Source organism: Neorhizobium descurainiae (assembly GCF_051400715.1).
Classification (GTDB): Bacteria; Pseudomonadota; Alphaproteobacteria; order Rhizobiales; family Rhizobiaceae; genus Neorhizobium.
Genome location: NZ_JBLFFK010000012.1, coordinates 25107 through 43170, shown reverse-complemented (window position 1 = coordinate 43170; position 18064 = coordinate 25107). Strand labels below are relative to the sequence as shown.

Sequence of the window (18064 nt, the reverse complement as noted above, 5' to 3'; positions counted from 1 at the left end):
CGTATTACAAATTGGAGGCTCCGATGGCCAAGCCCGTTCTTTCCGATCCGATCACGCTCCGCCTGCCGCTCGACATCCTGGAGGACATCGAGAAGATCGCCGAGACGGCGGACCGAAGCCGTAGCTGGGTGATCGTCCGGGCGCTGAAATATTACCTGATGGCGGAGGGGAGTGAACTCCTAGAAATCGCTGCAGCGCGCCGGGAAGTGCGAGACGGCCAGGTCATGGATATGGACGACCTTCTCGACGAATTGGATGCGTTGAATGCGCAGGATGAGAAATCGCGGAACGATGCCGCATGAAAAAGGTCCGCGTTTCCACCATGGCCTCGGATTACATCCGGCAGGAGCGCACCTATCTTTCCAAATTCAGCGCTCCGGCGGCGGGTGAACTGAGCAGGAAACTGCGGAATGCCCAGACATTGCTGGCGCGGCATCCGGAACTGGGCAAGGTAAAACCGGGCTCCAATGGTGTGCGAATATTGGTCGTTGCTCCCTATGTGATCGAGTACGAACTCGATTCCGATGGGGTTCTGATCCTGATCATCAGACATGGCAGGCAGGACGACCGGCACGACGAGGACGAAGATATCTACGAAGAATAGCCCTTGTGACGCTTGGGCCAAAACAGCGATTTGCGTGGCTTAGCGTCATCGCAGCTAAGGTTTCTCATCGAGCTGACTCGATTTGCGAAGCGCCTGACTCAACTTCGCAAGAAGCACGCCTAAACGATTCCGAAGATTCGCAAAAACAGAACCGGCGGTCCGCGGGGAAGGCCGGAAAGGATCGCTCGCGGCCAGTCGGGCCATGCGCGTCTTTTGTGCGATATTTCCAAAAGAGAGATTAACATGTCTGACCTCGGAAGCGATCCGGGCGTCGGGATCGCCAAGGTCCTGGGCGCCACGGCGGGAGCCGGCGTTTCGCTGATCTACCTCCTGCCGAAAAGCCGCCGCGAGGCGGCGAGCCGGTTCCTGACCGGCGTGAGCTGCGGGCTGATCTTCGGCGCGCCGACCGGGCTGTGGCTCGTCGAGCGCCTTGGAATAGGGACTGAGCTTTCGGGCGCCGAGGTGATGCTGACCGGCTCGGCGGCGGCGAGCCTCTCGGCCTGGTGGGTGCTGGGAATGCTGGCACGGGTGGCGGAGAGATACGGGAGAAGGGTGGGCGGCTGAGGCGTTGGCCTTCACGCTAGTCGCTTCTCATCCATTTGCTTCGTGCCCCTCATCCGCCTGCCGGCACCTTCTCCCCGCAAGCGGGGAGAAGAAAGGATGCCGCGCCGATTTCCCTCTTCGTCGGCATGATCGAGACAGAACCTTCTTCATAGGCGGAGAAGGCGAGACGCCGCCGCTTGCTTCCTTCTCCCCGTCAAACGGGGAGAAGGTGGCGGCAGCCGGATGAGGGGCAAAATTCATGAAAATCGCAGGGAGAATGCCAATGCACGCTTATCGCGGGCCGCGCCCGACCGCGCGCAAATTCGCCAATCTGGAACTTTCGGGGCTCACCGGCGACGGAGTGTTCTCCGGTTATGCCAGCGTCTTCGGCGAGATCGACCTCGGCAAGGACCGGATCGAGCAGGGCGCTTTCCTGAACTCGCTCGTCGAGCGGGGGCCGGGCGGCGTGCGCATGCTCTACCAGCACGATCCGAACGAGCCGATCGGCGCCTGGAAGACGATCCGCGAGGACGCCCGCGGGCTTTATGTCGAGGGCGTGCTGTCGCCCGGCGTGGCGCGGGCCCGCGAGGTGCTGGCGCTGATGAAGTCCGGCGCGCTCGACGGGCTTTCGATCGGCTTCCGGACCGTCAAGGCCCGCACCGACGCCAAGACGGGCGTCAGGCGGATCCTGGAGGCCGATCTCTGGGAAATTTCCGTGGTGACCTTTCCGATGCTGCCTTCGGCCAGGGTCTCCAACGTCAAGCATGCGCGGTTCTTCCGCGACCGGGAAACCGAGCTCGTCCGCCACATGCGGCGGGCGGCGAAGATGATGATGCAGTCAACCTTCAAAGGAAAAACGATATGACGGAACAGAATGCGACAGGCGCGGCGCCCGAGATGAAGGCTCCCGAAGTCAAGGGAGTACCGGAAACGGTGACGGCGGCCTTCGACGAATTCATGGAGGCTTTCGAAGCCTTCAAGGAGGTGAACGACCGCAGGCTCGGCGAGATCGAGCAGAAGCTTTCGGCCGACGTCGTGACGCGCGACAAGGTGGACCGCATCAACCGTGCGATGGACGACCAGAAGAAGGTGCTCGACCAGCTCGTGCTGAAGAAGGCACGCCCGCAGCTCGGCGGCGGAGCGGAGCTTTCGGCCGACGCGACGGAGCACAAGGCGGCTTTCGACGCCTATGTCCGCCGCGGCGACGAGGCAGGACTGCGCGAGCTGGAGGCCAAGGCCTTTTCCGGCGCGACCGGTGCCGACGGCGGTTATCTCGTGCCGCCCGAGACGGATACGGAGATCGGCCGGCGCATTTCCGTCGTCTCGCCGATGCGGGCGCTCTCGACGGTGCGCACCGTCTCTTCCGCCGTGCTGAAGAAACCCTTCGCGGCGGCGGGGCTTTCGACCGGCTGGGTGGCGGAGACGGCGGCGCGGCCGCAGACCAACACGCCGCAGCTTGCCGAACTTTCCTTCCCGACCATGGAACTCTACGCCATGCCGGCGGCGACTCAAGGCTTGCTGGACGACTCGGCGGTCGACATCGAGGCCTGGATCGCCGGCGAGGTGGACATCGTCTTTGCCGAGCAGGAGGGCGATGCCTTCATCCGCGGCGACGGTGTGAACAAGCCGAAGGGTTTCCTTTCCTACACGACCGTGGCGGAGGCCTCCTGGAGCTGGGGCAATATCGGCTATGTCGCGTCCGGCGCCGCGGGCGCCTGGAAGGCGACCGGTCCGTCCGACACGCTGGTCGATCTCGTCTATGCGCTGAAAGCCGGCCACCGCCAGAACGGCACGTTCATGATGAACCGCAAGACGCAGGGCGATGTCCGCAAGTTCAAGGATGCCGACGGCAACTATCTCTGGCGCCCGCCGGCGACCGCCGGCCAGCCCGCCTCGCTGATGGGCTTCCCGATCGCCGAGGCGGAGGAGATGCCCGACGTCGGCGCGAATTCGCTGGCGCTCGCCTTCGGTGATTTCCGCGCCGGCTATCTCGTCGTCGACCGGGCGGGCGTGCGCATCCTGCGCGATCCCTACAGCGCGAAACCCTATGTGCTCTTCTACACGACCAAGCGCGTCGGCGGCGGGGTGCAGAATTTCGAGGCGATCAAGGTGGTGAAGTTCGCGGCGGCGTGAGGCGCCGTTAAAGCGAATAGGGAGTAGCGAATAGAGGGCGGCCGCTGGCCGCCTCCTTTCCTTCGATCTGCCCCCTATTCGCTCATTCCTATTCGCTATTCGCTCCCGAAGGACCCCCATGACCTACGCCCTTGTTACTCCGCCCGCCGCGGAGCCGCTGACGCTTGCCGAGGTGAAGGCGCATCTGCGCATCGACGGAAGCGAGGAGGACGCGTTGCTCGCCTCGCTCGTCAGGACCGCCCGCGAACATCTGGAACGCGAGACCGGACTTTGCCTGATCGCGCAGGCATGGCGGCTTTATCTCGACCGCTGGCCGAAGGACGGCGTGATCCGGATTGCGAAATCGCCGGTGCAAGCGATTCAGAACGTTACCGTTTACGAAGCGGACGGAACCGCTTTCGAGGTTCCGCTTCAAGATCATCTGCTCGATGGCGCGGGCCGGCCGGCGCGGCTCTGGTTGAGGAATCCACCGATGCCGGGGCAGAGCGTCAACGGTATCGAGATCGATTTTTCGGCCGGTTTCGGCGAGGCGGGAGCGGACGTGCCGGACACGCTGAAGCGGGCGATGTCGATCCATGTCGCGCACATGTTCGCCTTTCGCGGCGTGGTTTCGCCCGACCAGCAGCCGGCCGGCATTCCCGACGGCTACGAGCGGCTGATCGCACCCTTCCGGATGCGGAGGCTCTGATGGTCGTCTTCTTCGATCCCGGCCAGATGACGGCGCGGCTCGATCTCGAAGCCCCGCAGGCCATGCCGGACGGGCAGGGCGGCGCGGTTGTGACCTGGCAGGTGGCCACCTCGCTCTGGGCGCGGATCGAGCCGGTCTCGTTCGTGACGACCGAGGAAGCGGCTGCCGGGAGCGGCAGGATCAGCCACCGTATCTGGATCCGGTTCCGCGAGGATATCGTTGCCGGGCAGAGGTTTCGCAAAGTCGCCCGGGTCTTCATGGTGAGGCTGGCGCGCGATCCGGACGAGACGCGGCGCTATCTCGTCTGCCAATGCGAGGAGGAGGTCCGATGACGGCGGCGAATGCTCTTCTGGCCGCGATCCACCAGCGGCTTGCCGGTGATGCGGCCTTGGCGGCGATCGTCGGGACGGACGGCATCCGCGACCGGCTTCTGCCGCGCCCGGTCCTGCCCTGCATCGTATTCGGGGAGATGGAGACGCGGGATTATTCGACTTCGACGGAGGGCGGCGAGGAACATTTCCTGACGCTCGAAATCTGGTCCGACGGCGAGGGTCGGCGGGAGGCGCAGGAGATCGCCGGGCTCGTGCGCGGCCTGCTGCACGATGCCGCGCTGACGCTCACGGGTGCTGTGCTGGTCAGCCTGCTGCAGGTGAGCATGCGGACGCGCCGTGAGCCGAAGACGAGGTTCTATCTGGCGGAGATGCGGTTTCGGGCGGTGACGGAATAGGCTTGCCGGTTTTGCGTAATTTGCGTATTTTACGTAAAATCAATGGAGAGACCCATGGCCGAGCCAGTTCGCGTTTCGGCGACCGAGTTCGCCCGCAACTTTGCAAGATATCAGGACGAGGCGATCAGCGCCAAGGTGATCAGCGTCACCAGTCACGGACGTGTGGTGGGCGGCTATCTTTCCGCCAGCGAGCTCGCCCATTACGAGATGCTCAAGCGCAAGGAACGTGAAATCCTGACCACCGGCGAGTTGGATGAGGAAACGCTTGCCGCCATCCAAGATGCTGAATATGGCGTGATCTCCAGGTGAGCTTTCCGGAGCCGAAACCAGGTCTCGTCATCCGCTACGCGTTTCTCTGGAGCGGCGAGGCCGATCGCGGTACCGTCGAGGCGGCAAAGGATCGCCCCTGTGCGATCGTGGTTGCTGCCTATGACAAGGCGGATGCGATTCATACGATCGTGGCGCCTGTGACGCACTCGCCGCCTGCCGGAAGCGATCTCACGGCATCGCTCGAAATACCGGCGGCGATCTGCCGGAACCTTGGTTTTGACGATGGCCGGCATTGGCTGCGGCTTGATGAGCTAAACCGGTTTCTGTGGCCGGGATATGATTTGAGGCCGCGGCCGGACGATCCGGGCCGCTGGGATTACGGCATGCTGCCGAAGGATTTCTTCGATCTGATGCGCAAGCGGATCATTGAACTGGACCGCGAGCGGAAGAACAGGATCATGAAGAGGGATTGAGTTTCGCAGACCGCGCATTCGCTTTCCGCACCAGTGCCACCAGCATCAATACGAAGGCGAGCGAGATCGCCGAAAGGACGGCGCCGGTGAAAAGCGCGGCGGTTGCGCCGATGCGGTCGAGGATCGCCGTGAAGATGACGGGTGCCACGGCATTCGCGAGGTTCTGCGGCAGGGAGAGGCGGGCGGACTGCAGGCCGAATTCCCGGGCGGAGAAGAGGGACAGCGGCAAGAGCGCGCGGGCGACCGCGACGACCCCGGTGCCGAAGCCGTAAAGCAACACGAAGATCACCAGGACCGACGCGGAGGACGGCAGCGTTGCGGCGATGAGGAAGCTTGCGAGCATGAGGCCCGTTCCGATGAGCGAGGTGAGCAGCGCATTGCCGCGCCGGCCGAGCAGCATATCCACGAAACGGGCGGAAACGCCGATGGCGCCGCGCGCCGAGCCGAGCTGCAGGGCAAGCGCCGGCGAGGCGCCGGCCTCCCGCAAGAGTGCAAGGAGAGAAGGCGACAGGCCGAAGCTGACAAAGGAACTGATGGCGGTGGCCGACGCGAGCAGGAAGAAGGCCCTGCGCTTTTCCGGTGGAGTGAAATCGACCGGGACGATTTCGGCCGCCTGCGCCTGCTCGCGGCTTTCGACCCTCTTCGGCAGGCCGAAGAGATAGAGCGGCAGGCAGACGAAAATCTGCAAAGCGGCGCACATCACGAAGGTCAAACGCCAGCCGACGAGATCGTTCACGAGCGCGAGGATCGGCCAGAAGACGGTGGCCGAAAGCCCGGTGAACAGCATGAGGATGGCAATGACCCGCTTGCCGTTCAGGCCTTCGCGCTCGACGACGGCCGTATAGGCCGGCGCCGACAGGCCGAGCGCGCCGCCGATGCCGATGACGACCCAGGCCGCGGCATAGGCCACGAACTCATGCGCGGCGGCAAGCAAGAGAAGACCGGCGGCAAAGATGACGGAAGCCGTCGCCATGACCCTGGCGGCGCCGTGGCGATCGAGCAGCCGGCCGGTCGCCGGGCTTGCCAGCGCGCTCACCAGCATCATGATCGTCAGCCCGAAGAAGATCACCTCGTTCGGCAAGCCGAGATCGGGCGCGATGACGCGGCCCATCACGCCGAGCATGTCGAAGCTCGTGCCCCAAGAGATGATCTGGGTGACGGCAAGCACGGCGATCGTCTGCGCCGAGTGCAGGGGGGAAGGTTTGGACATGCGGGAATCGCGGAAGGGCTGCGGATGCAAAGGCTGTAGCAGGTCAACAGGCCGTGCGGAAGCGATAACCGGATCATAGCGGAAAGGATTGGAACATGGTGGCGCAGAAGGGCAAGGACCTTCTCCTGAAGATCGACAATGGCGGCTCGTTCGTGACCGTCGCGGGGCTGCGCTCGAAACGGCTGGCCTTCAATGCCGAGACGGTCGACATCACCGATGCGGAAAGCGCCGGGCGCTGGCGGGAGCTTTTAGGGGGAGCCGGCGTACAGCGGGCGTCGCTGACCGGCGCCGGCATCTTCAAGGATCAGGCAAGCGACGGACTGGTGCGGACGGCCTTCTTCGCCGGCAGCCTCCTGAACTGGCAGATCCTGATCCCGGCCTTCGGCACGGTGACCGGGCCGTTCCAGGTGACAGCGCTCGAATATTCCGGCGAGCACAATGGCGAAATACGCTTCGAACTGGCGCTGGAATCGGCCGGTTCCTTGAGCTTCGGAGCGCTCTGATGTTGCCAGGCAATCGATTCAGCGGCGGGCGGGCGAACCGCAGGCGCGGCGAGGTGGAGGCGATGATCGACGGCGAGCGCCGCATCCTCTGCCTCACCTTGGGTGCGCTGGCGGAATTGGAGACGGCTTTTGCCGCGGGCGACCTCAACGGTCTGGCGGAGCGCTTCTCCTCCGGCCGGCTGAAGGCGGCGGACATGATCCGCGTCATCGGCGCCGGCCTGCGGGGCGGCGGCAACCTCTTCTCCGACGAGGAGGTGGCGGCGATGGCGGTCGAGGGCGGGATCGCCGGCTATGCGCGCATCCTCGGCGACCTGCTGGCGGCGACTTTCGGCGCGGCGGACGGGGAGGCCTCTGCAAACCCTTGAAGGCCGCAGCGGGTATCGAGGCAGGGACAGAGCCGTTTCCCTGGGAGGCGGTGATGCATGTCGGCCTCTGCCGGCTGCGGCTGAGTTCAAGGGATTTCTGGGCGCTGACGCCGAGAGAGTTCTTCGCCATGGCCGGAGGTTCGAGACCGCGGGGCGAGGCGATGGAGAGGGCCGGACTGGAGGCGCTGATGAGGGCGTTTCCGGATTGAGGGCAATTCAATCGAGAGACAACCATGGAAGACGACGAGAGCGATTTTTCGAGCACGCTTGCCAACGTCGAGGCGCTTGCTGGCGTGATGGCCGATCTGGAGAGCCGGTCGCAGCGATTCGGTGCGGCGCTGACGGGCGCGTTGCGCTCGGCGACCGCCGGCGGGCGGGGGCTGGAGGACGTGCTGCGGGGGCTCGGTAGCCGCTTGGCTGATGTTGCGCTCGCTGCCGGGCTGAAGCCGCTGGAAAACATGCTTGGCACTGCCATTGGCGGGCTCGCCGGCTCGGTGACGGCCTTTGCCGACGGGGGCGTGGTGCGTTCGCCGAGCTTCTTCTCCATGGGCGGGGGTATGGGCCTGATGGGCGAGGCGGGGGCGGAGGCGATCCTGCCGCTCAGGCGCGGGCCGGACGGCGCGCTGGGCGTTGCGGCATCCGCAGGTGGGACGGCGCCGCAGATCGTCTTCAACGTGACGGCCACCGATGCCGCGAGCTTCCGCAAAAGCGAAGGGCAGATTTCCGCCATGCTGGCGCGCAGCGTCGCGCGCGGGCGCAGGGGCCTTTAGGTCGGACTTTAAGGTGAAACGATGAGCGGTTTTCACGAAGTGCGGTTTCCGCTGCGGCTGGCGCTCGGCGCCACCGGCGGACCCGTCAGGCGCACGGACATCGTCAATCTTTCCAACGGGCGCGAGCAGAGGAACCAGCGCTGGCGGGATTCCCGCCGTAGCTACGATGCCGGATCGGGCGTGAAATCGCTTGCCGACCTCTATGCGGTGCTGGAATTCTTCGAGGCGCGGGGCGGGCAGCTCTATGGCTTCCGCTTCCGCGATCCGCTCGACTGGAAGTCCTGCGCGCCCGGCGAGACGGTGTCGGCCACCGACCAGGTGATCGGCACGGGAGACGGCGCGGCTGCGGCGTTCCAGCTTGTGAAGACCTATGCGGATAGCGGCGGAAGCTGGGTGCGGCGGATCGCCAAGCCTGTGGCCGGGACGGTTGCCGCGTCGGTGGACGGGGTGGCGAAGCAGGCCGGCTCGTTTTCGGTCGACATGGCGACGGGGATCGTGACCTTCTCCAGCGGGCACGTTCCGGGGACCGGAGCGATCGTGCGCGCGGGCTTCGAATTCGACGTGCCGGTGCGCTTCGATACCGACCGGATCGACGTCAACCTGGCGCATTTCGACGCCGGGCGCATCCCGACCATTCCGTTGACGGAGATACTGGCATGAAGACGATGCCCGCGGCGCTCGCCGCGCACTTAAAACAGGAGGCGACGACGACCTGCCATTGCTGGCGGGTGACGCGGCGCGACGGGACGGTGCTCGGTTTTACCGAACACGACCGCGATCTCGTTTTCGGCGGCACGACCTTTCTGGCGGCGGGCGGATTTTCCGCGAGCGAGGCGGAAGCCTCGGCGGGGCTTTCCGCCGGCGCCGACGAGGTGGCGGGCGGATTTTCGAGCGCGGCGATCCGCAAGGACGATCTGGCGGCAGGGTGGTATGACGGGGCACGGGTCGAACTGTTCCTCGTCAATTGGGCCGTGCCGGGAGAGCACATGCTGCTGAACGTGCGCGAGATCGGCGAGGTTTCTCGCGCCGGCGGGCAGTTCAGGGCGGAGCTGCGGAGCCTGGCGCACCGGCTGAACCAGCCGCAGGGGCGGGTTTACGGCCGCCGTTGCGATGCGGTTCTGGGGGATGCGCGCTGCGGCGTGAATCTGGCGGCCTGGCGCGGCCATGGGGCGGTCGTTGCCGTGAAGGATGCGAGCCGGATCGTCGTATCGGGGCTCGGCGGCTTCGAAGGCGGATTCTTCCGGCAGGGCGCGCTGACCTTCTCCGGCGGGGCGACGGTGGATATCGAGACGCACGAGCGGAAGCCGGACGGCACGGCGGAGCTGACGTTCTGGCTGCCGCTGGAGGAGCCGGTCGCGATAGGCGAGACGTTCACCGTGACGGCGGGCTGTGACAAGACCTTTTCGACCTGCAAGGCGCGCTTTGGAAACCAGCTTAATTTTCGCGGCTTCCCCCATGTGCCGGGGGCGGACTTCGCCTATTCCTATGCGGATGGGGAACGGCTCCATGACGGCGGCCCGATCTTCGGATGAGCGGGATGGGTGACAGGGTGGTGGCGCTGGCGGAGGGCTGGATCGGCACAGCTTACCGGCATCAGGGGGCGGCGAAGGGGATCGGCTGCGATTGCATCGGCCTGATCCGCGGCATCTGGCGCGAGCTTTACGGTGAGGAGCCCGAGGCGGTGCCGGCCTATGCGCCGGACTGGGCCGAACGGAGCGGTGAGGACCGGTTGATGGATGCGGCGCGGCGGCTGTTCGGGGAGGCGGTACCGGCGGGCGAGGCGGAGCCGGGCGATCTCCTGCTGTTCCGCTGGCGGCCGGATTGCGCCGCCAAGCACGCCGGCATTCTTGCCGGGCCGCGGCACTTCATCCATGCCTATGAGCAGTCGGCCGTGACACGCTCGGCGCTGGTGCCTTCGTGGCGGCGCAGGATTGCGGCGGTGCACCGGTTTCCGGAAAAGAATGATTGATGCAACTTTATGAAATCAAAAATAGAAATAACAATCTAAGATTGCATTCATCAAAAGTTGCATTCGCGAAGATATGATTTATATTGATGGAGTGATGAGCGAGGCGGCTACCTCGCCCATCTTTTGCTTATCTTATGAAATTGACCCGGACGGCTATAGACCAGCCCGTCCGGGTTATCCGCAAGCTAAGCGTAATGCCAATCGGCAGAAGCCTCATCGCATCACCTCCAGGATTGAGAACTAAGGCATCTGCCCACGTCGGCGGAGCCCACCTTCGCCGACGCGCCGGCTGGCACGGCGCATTCTGCTTCTAATCCTCAACCGACATAAGCCTAACATGCAATCATAGAGGGCGAACAGTAGCAATTTCGCCCTATTGAGATGCAGGAGGTTGTTATCTATGGCCACTCTTCTCTTCCAGGCGGCGGGCGCGGCGCTCGGCGGCGTGTTCGGTCCTGTGGGCGCGATCATCGGCCGGGCGGCAGGCGCGCTGGCCGGGAGCATGGTCGACCGGGCACTGATCGGCGGCGGAACGACTGTCTCCGGCGCGAGGCTCGCGACCGCACGCATTCCGGGTGCCGACGAGGGGACCGCGATCAGCCGCGTCTACGGCACCGCGCGGATCGGCGGCACGCTGATCTGGGCGACGCGCTTCGAGGAAGAGGTGACGCGAGAGCGCTCCGGCGGCAAGGCAACCGGGCCGCGGGTCGAGACCTTCCGGTATTTTGCCAATCTCGCGGTGGGGCTTTGCGAGGGACCGATCGCCGGCGTGCGTCGCGTCTGGGCGGACGGCCGCGAGCTCGACCTGGCGGCGATCGAGATGCGCGTCTATCGCGGCGACGAGGAGCAGTTGCCCGATCCGCTGATCGAGGCGAAACAGGGCGAGGGCAATGCGCCGGCCTATCGCGGTCTGGCTTATGCCGTGTTCGAACGGCTGCCGCTCGACAGCTTCGGCAACCGCATTCCGCTGCTGCAGTTCGAGGTACTGCGGCCGGTGGGCGATCTGGAGCGGCGGATCCGTGCGGTGACGATCATTCCCGGCGCGACCGAGCACGGGTATGCGACGGTGCCGGTGACCGAGAAGACGGGCGAGGGGAGCGCGCGCATCCTCAACCGCAATACACTGGTGGCCGGGACGGACTGGCAGGCCTCGCTCGACGAGTTGCAGGCGCTATGCCCGAACCTCGAACGGGTGGCGCTGGTGGTGTCGTGGTTCGGGACCGACCTGCGGGCGGGACACTGCCGGATCGTGCCGGGCGTGGAAGTGGCGGCGCGGCAGGACGAGAGCACCGAATGGTCGGTGGCCGGAATATCGCGTGCAGATGCGCGTCTGGTGAGCCAGGAAGGCGGACCCGCCTTCGGCGGCACGCCGAGCGACGCGAGCGTCAGCCAAGCGATCGCCGATCTCAAGGCGCGTGGGCTACAGGTCTATCTCTATCCTTTCGTCATGATGGATATCCCGCCGGGCAACGGTTTGCCCGACCCGTATGGCGGGGCGGAGCAGGCGGCCTTTCCCTGGCGCGGCCGGATCACCTCGTTTCCGGGGCCGGGACGGCCGGGAACTGCGGACAGGACGGCAGCGGCGCGGGTGCAGGTCGAGGCGTTTTCGAACGGCGCGGAAGGCTATCGCCGGATGGTGCTGCACTATGCGGGTCTGGCGGAGACCGCAGGCGGCGTCGACGGTTTCATCATCGGCTCGGAACTGCGCGGCCTGACGCAATTGCGGGATGAAACGAGCGCGTTTCCTTTCGTGCAGGAACTGATGGGGCTTGCAGCGGACGTGCGGGCGACCGTCGGGCCGGAGACGAAGCTGACCTACGGCGCCGACTGGAGCGAATATTCCGGCTACCATCCGCAGGACGGTTCGGGCGAGGTATTCTTCCATCTCGATCCGCTCTGGGCTTCGCCGGATATCGATGCGGTCGGCATCGACAACTACATGCCGCTCGCCGACTGGCGGGACGGGGATCTTGCGGCGGACAATCCGGACGGGTTCCGCTCGGCGGAAGACGTCGAGGCCATGGCGGCGCAGATAAATTCGGGCGAGGGCTTCGACTGGTATTACGCGAGCGAGGCGGACCGGGAGAACCGCCTGCGCTCGCCGATCACCGACGGACTGGCGGGAAAGCCGTGGGTGTTCCGCACCAAGGACCTCTCCGGCTGGTGGTCTAACCGGCACTACGACCGGGTAGGTGGGTCGGAGAGACCGACGCCCACGGCCTGGCTGCCCGGCATGAAGCCGATCTGGTTCACCGAACTCGGCTGCCCGGCGGTGGACAAGGGGGCCAATCAGCCGAACGTCTTCATCGACCCGAAATCGGCGGAAAGCGCCGCGCCCTACTTTTCGAGCGGCGGGCGGTCGGACAGCATGCAGCGGCGGTTTCTGGAGGCGCACCACGGCTGGTGGCAGGGTGAGGGCGCGCCGACGGGCATGGTCGATCCGGACCACATTTTCGTCTGGACCTGGGACGCGCGACCGATGCCGGCATTCCCCGACGACCTTTCGATCTGGAGCGACGGCGGCAACTGGCGCGCCGGCCACTGGCTGAACGGGCGGCTCGGCGGCACGACGCTCGCGGATGCGATCGGGGCGATCCTGACCGAGCACGGTTTCGAGGATTTCGACGTCTCGGGGGTGAGCGGCGACCTGACCGGTTATGTCCAGGGCGAGGTGACGTCGGCGCGTGCGCTGCTGGAGCCGATGCTGGAGGTATTTCAGGTGGACGTCGCGGAAGATGGCGGAAGATTGCGCTTCCGGTCGCGGCTGAAGGCCAGCCTCGCGCCGAGGGAGATTTCGGTGATTGCAGACATCGACGGCGAGCCGCTCTGGTCGGAAAACCGCGGCCACGACAGCGATTTTGCGGCCGAGGCGGTGCTGACGTCGTACAACCCGGTCCTGGATTACGAACAGGGGAGCGTGCGATCGCGCAAGGCGCGGGCGGAGAGCCGGCGGACGCTGAGCTACGACCTTCCGGCGGTGCTGCCGGGGGAAACCGCTCTCGGGGCGGTCGAGACGCTGCTGCGTACCCAACGGATCGGCCGGCGAACGCTCGGCTTCGCGCTGTCGCCTGCGGATATCACCGTCGAGCCGGGCGATGCGGTGCGGCTGGCCTTGCCGGATGCGAAGGGTCCCGAGGGGATTTTCATCATCGACCGGATCGAGGAAGGCGCGACGCGGCGGATCGAGGCGCGCCATCATGCGCCGCTCGCGCCGGCGAACCATGCGGGCGAACCCGGGCGTAGGATGAGCGGCGGCACGGTTTCGGATGCCTTTGCGCCGGTCCTGCACTTCCTCGACCTGCCGCGGTTTTCATCGGGCGAGGCCACGGGCTTCGCGCGGGTCGCCGGCTTCTGCCGGCCGTGGCGGCGCATGGCACTGTCGTCCTCGGCCGGAACGGAAGGGTACCGGGTGCGCGCCGCGCTCGACCGGCCGGCGAGGGTGGGCGTTCTGACGGCTTCGTTGGCGGCCGGTTTGACTGGGCGTTTCGACAGGGCCGGTGCGTTGGACGTCGAACTCTTCTTCGGCGGATTGTCGTCGGCGGACGAGCGGGCCGTGCTGAACGGCGAGAACCGCGTCGCAGTGATGGCGGAAAACGGCGTCTGGGAGGTGATCGGCTTTGCAGATGCCGAGGAGGTCAGCCCCAACCGCTGGCGGCTCACGAACCTGTTGCGCGGTCTGGCGGGCACCGAGGATGCGATGCTTGCGGGTGCCGTCATCGGGGCTTCGGTCGTGGTGCTCGACGAGGCGGTGGTGCCTTTGGGGCTTTCGGCGGAAGAGCGCGGCCTCGCATTGAACTGGCTGGCGGAGAGCCTGGGGCAGGGCGGCGGGCGCTCCGGCCCGCATGGGTTGGCGGCCGGACTGCGCGCGGAGATGCCGCTTTCGCCGGTGCATATCAAGGGCGAGCGTCAGCCGACGGGGGACGTGCGGTTCACCTGGATCAGGCGGGGCAGGGTGGAGGCGGACGGCTGGGACGGCGCGGACATTCCGCTCGACGAGCCGGAAGAGCGTTACCGTGTCGAGCTTCTCGACGGAGAGACGGTCAAGCGCACGATCGAGGTGGCGGAGCCGGCCTTCCTTTATCCGGCAACCGACGAGATCGCGGATTTCGGCGCGCCGCAGCCGAACCTTTCGTTGCGCATCCGGCAGATGGGCCGCGCGGTGCCGCTCGGCATTCCGGCCGAAACGGTCATGACATTCTAGGTCGAAAAGGAGACGAACATGGACGGAACGAAGGCGTGGTATCAGTCGAAAACGGTCTGGGGCGCGCTGATCGCGGTCGGCGCATCGCTTTTGCAGATGGCGGGAATCGAACTCGGCCAGGATGTGCAGGCCGATCTCGCGGATATCGCGGTGACGCTGGCGGGCGTTGCGGGCGGGCTTCTTGCAATCTACGGGCGGATCGCGGCCCAGTCGGGAATCGGGGGAAAATAGGCTTGTGAACGGCAGCATTACCGACCATTCATTTGCCATTCAGCCGCCTTTGGCTACATAATCCATCACATGCTTTGGACATGAATCCTGTTGTCTCGTGAGTGGAAAGTGTAACCATGGCGCGATTGCCGATCATCGCGATTTTGGCCGCCGGCATAGCCGGTTTTGCCGGCCTGCAGCCGGAAAAGGCCTCCGCGCGTGATTATCTCATCCTCGTCGCAGGCGACTGCGGCTCGGCAGCGTCCAGGGTGGTGCGGGAAACCGGCGGCCAGCTTCTTTCCGCCCAGCCTTCCTCCGATGGCCAGACCTGTGTCGTGACGGTGCTCGTCCAGGGCAGCGGCAGCGAAAGACCGCGCAAGGTAACCGTAAGGGTTCCGATGTAAGCGGTGTCCGGCGGCTACTCTTAATCTGCCGGCATATCATTCGAGGGACGGTTCATGCGCATTCTGGTGGTCGAAGACGACGTCAATCTCAACCGGCAGCTTGCCGATGCCTTGAAGGAGGCCGGCTACGTGGTCGATCAGGCTTTCGATGGCGAGGAAGGCCATTACCTCGGCGATACCGAGCCCTATGACGCGGTGATCCTCGATATAGGCCTGCCTGTGATGGACGGCATCACCGTCGTGGAGAAATGGCGCGCCGAGGGCAAGGGCATTCCCGTGCTGATGCTGACCGCTCGCGACCGCTGGAGCGACAAGGTGGCGGGCATCGACGCCGGCGCCGACGATTACGTGGCGAAACCCTTCCATGTGGAGGAAGTGCTCGCGCGGGTGCGCGCGCTGATCCGCCGGGCGGCCGGGCATTCCTCCTCGGAAATCGTCTGCGGCCCGGTCCGGCTCGACACCAAGGCCTCCAAGGCGAGCGTCGACGGCGTGACGCTGAAGCTCACCTCGCACGAATTCCGTCTGCTCTCCTACCTGATGCACCATATGGGCCAGGTCGTTTCCCGCACCGAGCTTGTGGAGCATATGTATGACCAGGATTTCGACCGCGATTCCAATACGATCGAGGTTTTCGTGGGCCGGCTTCGCAAGAAGCTCGGCGTCGACCTCATCGAAACGGTCCGCGGCCTCGGCTACAGGATGCAAGCGCCAACAGATGCGCGTTAGGTTTCGCCCCATCGGACCGAGGTCGCTGACAGCCAGGGTGCTGCTTCTGGCAACCGCGTGGTCGGCGCTGGCGCTGGTGGTGATCTCGATCGTCATTTCGCAGCTCTACCGGCAATCGGCGGAACGGGCCTTCACCGATCTCCTGCGCGCCCAGCTCTACAACGTCATCAACTCGATCACGATCGGCGACGACAACCAGCTCTCCGGCAGTCCGCAACTCGGCGACCTGCGCTTCTCGCAGCCGGAAACGGGCTGGTACTGGATCATCGAGCCGCTCGGCACGTTCGCGGCAAGGCCGCTGTCCTCCTCGTCGCTCGGCACTTCGAACATCAGCGTGCCGTCGATCCTGGCGGTGCCCTTCAACAACCGCTACGAGCGCTTCTATCCTGTCACCGATGCCTTCGGGAACCACGTTCTCGTCGCGGAGACCGAAGTCGTGCTCGACGGCGAAGGCCGCGCGGCGCGCTTCCGCGTCTCGGGCAATCTGGCTGTGGTGGAGGACGACATCCGCGCCTTTTCCCGCAGCCTCTATATCGCGCTTGCCGTCTTCGGCTTCGGCAGCCTGGTGGTGAACGGCCTTGCCATCCTCTACGGATTGCAGCCGCTCGACGGCGCCCGCCGCGCGCTCGAAAGGGTGCGCAGAGGTGAGGTGGAACGGCTGGAAGGCGAGTTCCCGCGCGAGGTCATGCCGCTCGCCAACGACATCAACGCGCTGATCGAAAGCAACCGCCGCATCGTCGAGCGGGCGCGCATGCAGGTCGGCAATCTGGCGCATTCGCTGAAGACGCCGATCGCGGTCCTGCTCAACGAATCGCGCATGCTCGACAAGGTGCAGTCCGATCTCGTCCGGTCGCAGGCGGAAGCCATGCAGGCGCAGGTACAATCCTATCTGAACCGCGCGCGCATCGCCGCTCAGCGCGAATCCCTGCTCGCCCGCACGGATGTCGAGCCGGTGCTGGAAAGGCTGGTGCGCGTCATGCGCCGGCTCAATCCGGAAAAGGAGTTCCATCTCTCCGTCTTGCCGCCCGGCGTGGCGCTCGCCATGGAACAGCAGGATGTCGAGGAGACGATCGGCAACCTGCTGGAAAATGCCGCCCGCTTCTGCAAGACGGGCGTCTGGATCACCGCCATGCCGACATCGGGACCTCAAACGGTCGAAAGTGAACACGCACGGCGCAGTTGGGTGGAAATGGTGGTCGAGGATGACGGGCCGGGGCTCGAGCCGGATCAGATCCGCGAGGCGATGAAGCGCGGCACGCGGCTCGACGAGAGCAAGCCGGGCGCTGGCCTGGGGCTTTCGATCGTGCGCGAGATCACTGGCGAATATCAGGGCACGGTCGAGCTGACGCGCGGGACCCGCGGCGGCCTGAAGGCGCAGCTTCTCTTGCCCGGAGTGACGAAAGATGCGGCCTGACACCGGCAAGTCCAGCAGGTCCAGGTCCCGGCGGGTGTGGCTGGCGGACAACATTTCACCAATCCCGGTCGCAGGGGCATGGACGGATGGATCGCCTGCTATATCTTTGCCGGCGAGGAAAATGACGTTAACGTGTACTAATGCATTGGGAGGGCTGGAAGATCACCCGGATGTGCGTGTTACCCCGTGATAAAGATGCTATGCCGGTACAAAGGCTGTCCCGGCAGGGATGCCCGAACGAAAACCGACCCGAGAGCCAGTTTCTGACACGATGCGATCCTTGAGCTTCCGAAATGTCGTTTCATTGCTTGTCGCTGCAGGCCTGCTCGCCGGCTGCGGCACGTCTTCCAACACCCGGACGGCCGGGGCGCGGGGCTTGCTTTCGCCAAAGCCTTCGGCATCCGCTTCCTATATTTCTGCGCTGCAGGGCGGCATTGTCGGTCGCACCGGCGCCACGCTCTCGGGGAGCGACCGTTCGCGCGCGCTGGAGGCGGAATACCGGGCCCTGGAGACGACCGCCAGCGGTCAGACGATTCCCTGGAAGGGTAATGACGCGAACGGCGAGGTGGTGGTCAACGCGCCTTACCAGGTCGGAACGCAGAACTGCCGCCAGTACCGCCACACGGTGACGGTGGACGGCAAGGAAGCGACGGCGCGCGGCGCGGCCTGCCGCAATTCCGACGGAACCTGGACGCCGCTGACGTGATATCGACCTCTGCGGCGGTTTGACCTGGGCCATGGCCGCAGGCACGGGCGAGGCCCATATCCAGGACGAGCTTGCGGCGAAACGCCTCAAATTCGCGTCAACACCGGCTCCGCGGTTGGAAAGAGCGGGTGGTTGCAGTATGGGACCC

Annotated in this window: 24 protein-coding genes; 23 read left to right on the top strand and 1 reads right to left on the bottom strand. The window is 65.4% G+C overall.

The window, feature by feature from the left end; genetic code table 11:
- Nucleotides 1-23: 23 nt before the first annotated feature.
- From ACMGE0_RS19850 to ACMGE0_RS19805, 10 genes are all read left to right on the top strand, one after another.
- Nucleotides 24-302: a CopG family ribbon-helix-helix protein gene (locus ACMGE0_RS19850; RefSeq protein WP_436817607.1), complete on the top strand. Its 279-nt coding sequence runs from the start codon at nucleotides 24-26 to the stop codon at nucleotides 300-302.
- Nucleotides 299-604 (top strand): type II toxin-antitoxin system RelE/ParE family toxin, encoded by a 306-nt coding sequence (locus ACMGE0_RS19845; protein ID WP_436817606.1) that lies wholly within the window; start codon nucleotides 299-301, stop codon nucleotides 602-604. Before ACMGE0_RS19850 ends, ACMGE0_RS19845 begins: the two co-directional genes overlap by 4 nt.
- A gap of 243 nt (nucleotides 605-847) precedes the next feature.
- Entirely contained in the window at nucleotides 848-1168 is a 321-nt protein-coding gene (locus ACMGE0_RS19840) for a DUF6107 family protein (protein ID WP_436817605.1), read from the top strand.
- A 262-nt stretch (nucleotides 1169-1430) separates the two neighbouring features.
- Entirely contained in the window at nucleotides 1431-2012 is a 582-nt protein-coding gene (locus ACMGE0_RS19835; protein ID WP_436817604.1) for an HK97 family phage prohead protease, read from the top strand.
- Nucleotides 2009-3280 (top strand): phage major capsid protein, encoded by a 1272-nt coding sequence (locus tag ACMGE0_RS19830; protein WP_436817603.1) that lies wholly within the window; start codon nucleotides 2009-2011, stop codon nucleotides 3278-3280. Before ACMGE0_RS19835 ends, ACMGE0_RS19830 begins: the two co-directional genes overlap by 4 nt.
- A 118-nt stretch (nucleotides 3281-3398) precedes the next feature.
- A complete protein-coding gene (locus tag ACMGE0_RS19825; RefSeq protein WP_436817602.1) occupies nucleotides 3399-3968 on the top strand; it encodes a head-tail connector protein in 570 nt (189 codons plus the stop codon).
- Nucleotides 3968-4300 carry a phage head closure protein gene (locus tag ACMGE0_RS19820; protein WP_436817601.1) on the top strand — a complete coding sequence of 111 codons (333 nt, stop codon included), beginning with the start codon at nucleotides 3968-3970 and terminating at the stop codon, nucleotides 4298-4300. The genes ACMGE0_RS19825 and ACMGE0_RS19820 overlap by 1 nt, the downstream gene beginning before the upstream one ends.
- Nucleotides 4297-4695: a DUF3168 domain-containing protein gene (locus tag ACMGE0_RS19815; protein ID WP_436817600.1), complete on the top strand. Its 399-nt coding sequence runs from the start codon at nucleotides 4297-4299 to the stop codon at nucleotides 4693-4695. Before ACMGE0_RS19820 ends, ACMGE0_RS19815 begins: the two co-directional genes overlap by 4 nt.
- A 54-nt stretch (nucleotides 4696-4749) precedes the next feature.
- Nucleotides 4750-5004 (top strand): hypothetical protein, encoded by a 255-nt coding sequence (locus tag ACMGE0_RS19810; protein ID WP_436817599.1) that lies wholly within the window; start codon nucleotides 4750-4752, stop codon nucleotides 5002-5004.
- Entirely contained in the window at nucleotides 5001-5438 is a 438-nt protein-coding gene (locus tag ACMGE0_RS19805) for a hypothetical protein (protein WP_436817598.1), read from the top strand. The genes ACMGE0_RS19810 and ACMGE0_RS19805 overlap by 4 nt, the downstream gene beginning before the upstream one ends.
- Here the strand turns inward: ACMGE0_RS19805 and ACMGE0_RS19800 are convergent.
- The gene (locus ACMGE0_RS19800) at nucleotides 5422-6648 is read right to left on the bottom strand and encodes an MFS transporter (protein ID WP_436817597.1); all 1227 of its coding nucleotides are present in this window, start codon (nucleotides 6646-6648) and stop codon (nucleotides 5422-5424) included. The two genes, ACMGE0_RS19805 and ACMGE0_RS19800, sit on opposite strands and share 17 nt — an antisense overlap.
- 95 nt (nucleotides 6649-6743) lie before the next feature.
- Here ACMGE0_RS19800 and ACMGE0_RS19795 point away from each other — a divergent pair, with 95 nt between their 5' ends.
- From ACMGE0_RS19795 to ACMGE0_RS19735, 13 genes are all read left to right on the top strand, one after another.
- Nucleotides 6744-7151, top strand: coding sequence for a phage major tail protein, TP901-1 family (locus ACMGE0_RS19795; RefSeq protein WP_436817596.1), 408 nt, complete (start codon nucleotides 6744-6746; stop codon nucleotides 7149-7151).
- Entirely contained in the window at nucleotides 7151-7516 is a 366-nt protein-coding gene (locus ACMGE0_RS19790; RefSeq protein WP_436817595.1) for a gene transfer agent family protein, read from the top strand. The genes ACMGE0_RS19795 and ACMGE0_RS19790 overlap by 1 nt, the downstream gene beginning before the upstream one ends.
- Nucleotides 7513-7725: a rcc01693 family protein gene (locus ACMGE0_RS19785; RefSeq protein ID WP_436817594.1), complete on the top strand. Its 213-nt coding sequence runs from the start codon at nucleotides 7513-7515 to the stop codon at nucleotides 7723-7725. The genes ACMGE0_RS19790 and ACMGE0_RS19785 overlap by 4 nt, the downstream gene beginning before the upstream one ends.
- A 24-nt stretch (nucleotides 7726-7749) precedes the next feature.
- On the top strand, nucleotides 7750-8286 hold the full coding sequence (locus ACMGE0_RS19780; protein WP_436817593.1) for a phage tail tape measure protein: 537 nt from the start codon (nucleotides 7750-7752) through the stop codon (nucleotides 8284-8286).
- Nucleotides 8287-8307: 21 nt separating this feature from the next.
- Nucleotides 8308-8946: a phage distal tail protein, Rcc01695 family gene (locus ACMGE0_RS19775; RefSeq protein WP_436817592.1), complete on the top strand. Its 639-nt coding sequence runs from the start codon at nucleotides 8308-8310 to the stop codon at nucleotides 8944-8946.
- Complete coding sequence (locus tag ACMGE0_RS19770; RefSeq protein ID WP_436817591.1) at nucleotides 8943-9818, top strand: phage/gene transfer agent baseplate hub protein; 876 nt, start codon at nucleotides 8943-8945, stop codon at nucleotides 9816-9818. Before ACMGE0_RS19775 ends, ACMGE0_RS19770 begins: the two co-directional genes overlap by 4 nt.
- Nucleotides 9815-10255 carry an NlpC/P60 family protein gene (locus ACMGE0_RS19765; RefSeq protein ID WP_436817590.1) on the top strand — a complete coding sequence of 147 codons (441 nt, stop codon included), beginning with the start codon at nucleotides 9815-9817 and terminating at the stop codon, nucleotides 10253-10255. Before ACMGE0_RS19770 ends, ACMGE0_RS19765 begins: the two co-directional genes overlap by 4 nt.
- A 400-nt stretch (nucleotides 10256-10655) precedes the next feature.
- The gene (locus ACMGE0_RS19760; RefSeq protein WP_436817589.1) at nucleotides 10656-14456 is read left to right on the top strand and encodes a baseplate multidomain protein megatron; all 3801 of its coding nucleotides are present in this window, start codon (nucleotides 10656-10658) and stop codon (nucleotides 14454-14456) included.
- 18 nt (nucleotides 14457-14474) lie between these two features.
- Nucleotides 14475-14687 (top strand): hypothetical protein, encoded by a 213-nt coding sequence (locus ACMGE0_RS19755; RefSeq protein ID WP_436817588.1) that lies wholly within the window; start codon nucleotides 14475-14477, stop codon nucleotides 14685-14687.
- A gap of 116 nt (nucleotides 14688-14803) precedes the next feature.
- Nucleotides 14804-15070: a hypothetical protein gene (locus tag ACMGE0_RS19750; RefSeq protein ID WP_436817587.1), complete on the top strand. Its 267-nt coding sequence runs from the start codon at nucleotides 14804-14806 to the stop codon at nucleotides 15068-15070.
- Between the two features lie 54 nt (nucleotides 15071-15124).
- Nucleotides 15125-15796: a response regulator transcription factor gene (locus tag ACMGE0_RS19745; protein ID WP_436817586.1), complete on the top strand. Its 672-nt coding sequence runs from the start codon at nucleotides 15125-15127 to the stop codon at nucleotides 15794-15796.
- Nucleotides 15786-17210 (top strand): ATP-binding protein, encoded by a 1425-nt coding sequence (locus ACMGE0_RS19740; RefSeq protein ID WP_436817585.1) that lies wholly within the window; start codon nucleotides 15786-15788, stop codon nucleotides 17208-17210. The genes ACMGE0_RS19745 and ACMGE0_RS19740 overlap by 11 nt, the downstream gene beginning before the upstream one ends.
- 271 nt (nucleotides 17211-17481) lie before the next feature.
- Nucleotides 17482-17916: an RT0821/Lpp0805 family surface protein gene (locus ACMGE0_RS19735; protein WP_436817584.1), complete on the top strand. Its 435-nt coding sequence runs from the start codon at nucleotides 17482-17484 to the stop codon at nucleotides 17914-17916.
- The last annotated feature ends 148 nt before the right edge of the window (nucleotides 17917-18064 follow it).

Coding starts and splice junctions, on each gene's coding strand:
- ACMGE0_RS19850 (WP_436817607.1), top strand. CDS start 24: ATGGCCAAGCCCGTTCTTTCCGATCCGATCACGCTCCGCCTGCCGCTC.
- ACMGE0_RS19845 (WP_436817606.1), top strand. CDS start 299: ATGAAAAAGGTCCGCGTTTCCACCATGGCCTCGGATTACATCCGGCAG.
- ACMGE0_RS19840 (WP_436817605.1), top strand. CDS start 848: ATGTCTGACCTCGGAAGCGATCCGGGCGTCGGGATCGCCAAGGTCCTG.
- ACMGE0_RS19835 (WP_436817604.1), top strand. CDS start 1,431: ATGCACGCTTATCGCGGGCCGCGCCCGACCGCGCGCAAATTCGCCAAT.
- ACMGE0_RS19830 (WP_436817603.1), top strand. CDS start 2,009: ATGACGGAACAGAATGCGACAGGCGCGGCGCCCGAGATGAAGGCTCCC.
- ACMGE0_RS19825 (WP_436817602.1), top strand. CDS start 3,399: ATGACCTACGCCCTTGTTACTCCGCCCGCCGCGGAGCCGCTGACGCTT.
- ACMGE0_RS19820 (WP_436817601.1), top strand. CDS start 3,968: ATGGTCGTCTTCTTCGATCCCGGCCAGATGACGGCGCGGCTCGATCTC.
- ACMGE0_RS19815 (WP_436817600.1), top strand. CDS start 4,297: ATGACGGCGGCGAATGCTCTTCTGGCCGCGATCCACCAGCGGCTTGCC.
- ACMGE0_RS19810 (WP_436817599.1), top strand. CDS start 4,750: ATGGCCGAGCCAGTTCGCGTTTCGGCGACCGAGTTCGCCCGCAACTTT.
- ACMGE0_RS19800 (WP_436817597.1), bottom strand. CDS start 6,648: ATGTCCAAACCTTCCCCCCTGCACTCGGCGCAGACGATCGCCGTGCTT.
- ACMGE0_RS19795 (WP_436817596.1), top strand. CDS start 6,744: ATGGTGGCGCAGAAGGGCAAGGACCTTCTCCTGAAGATCGACAATGGC.
- ACMGE0_RS19790 (WP_436817595.1), top strand. CDS start 7,151: ATGTTGCCAGGCAATCGATTCAGCGGCGGGCGGGCGAACCGCAGGCGC.
- ACMGE0_RS19780 (WP_436817593.1), top strand. CDS start 7,750: ATGGAAGACGACGAGAGCGATTTTTCGAGCACGCTTGCCAACGTCGAG.
- ACMGE0_RS19775 (WP_436817592.1), top strand. CDS start 8,308: ATGAGCGGTTTTCACGAAGTGCGGTTTCCGCTGCGGCTGGCGCTCGGC.
- ACMGE0_RS19770 (WP_436817591.1), top strand. CDS start 8,943: ATGAAGACGATGCCCGCGGCGCTCGCCGCGCACTTAAAACAGGAGGCG.
- ACMGE0_RS19765 (WP_436817590.1), top strand. CDS start 9,815: ATGAGCGGGATGGGTGACAGGGTGGTGGCGCTGGCGGAGGGCTGGATC.
- ACMGE0_RS19760 (WP_436817589.1), top strand. CDS start 10,656: ATGGCCACTCTTCTCTTCCAGGCGGCGGGCGCGGCGCTCGGCGGCGTG.
- ACMGE0_RS19755 (WP_436817588.1), top strand. CDS start 14,475: ATGGACGGAACGAAGGCGTGGTATCAGTCGAAAACGGTCTGGGGCGCG.
- ACMGE0_RS19750 (WP_436817587.1), top strand. CDS start 14,804: ATGGCGCGATTGCCGATCATCGCGATTTTGGCCGCCGGCATAGCCGGT.
- ACMGE0_RS19745 (WP_436817586.1), top strand. CDS start 15,125: ATGCGCATTCTGGTGGTCGAAGACGACGTCAATCTCAACCGGCAGCTT.
- ACMGE0_RS19740 (WP_436817585.1), top strand. CDS start 15,786: ATGCGCGTTAGGTTTCGCCCCATCGGACCGAGGTCGCTGACAGCCAGG.
- ACMGE0_RS19735 (WP_436817584.1), top strand. CDS start 17,482: ATGCGATCCTTGAGCTTCCGAAATGTCGTTTCATTGCTTGTCGCTGCA.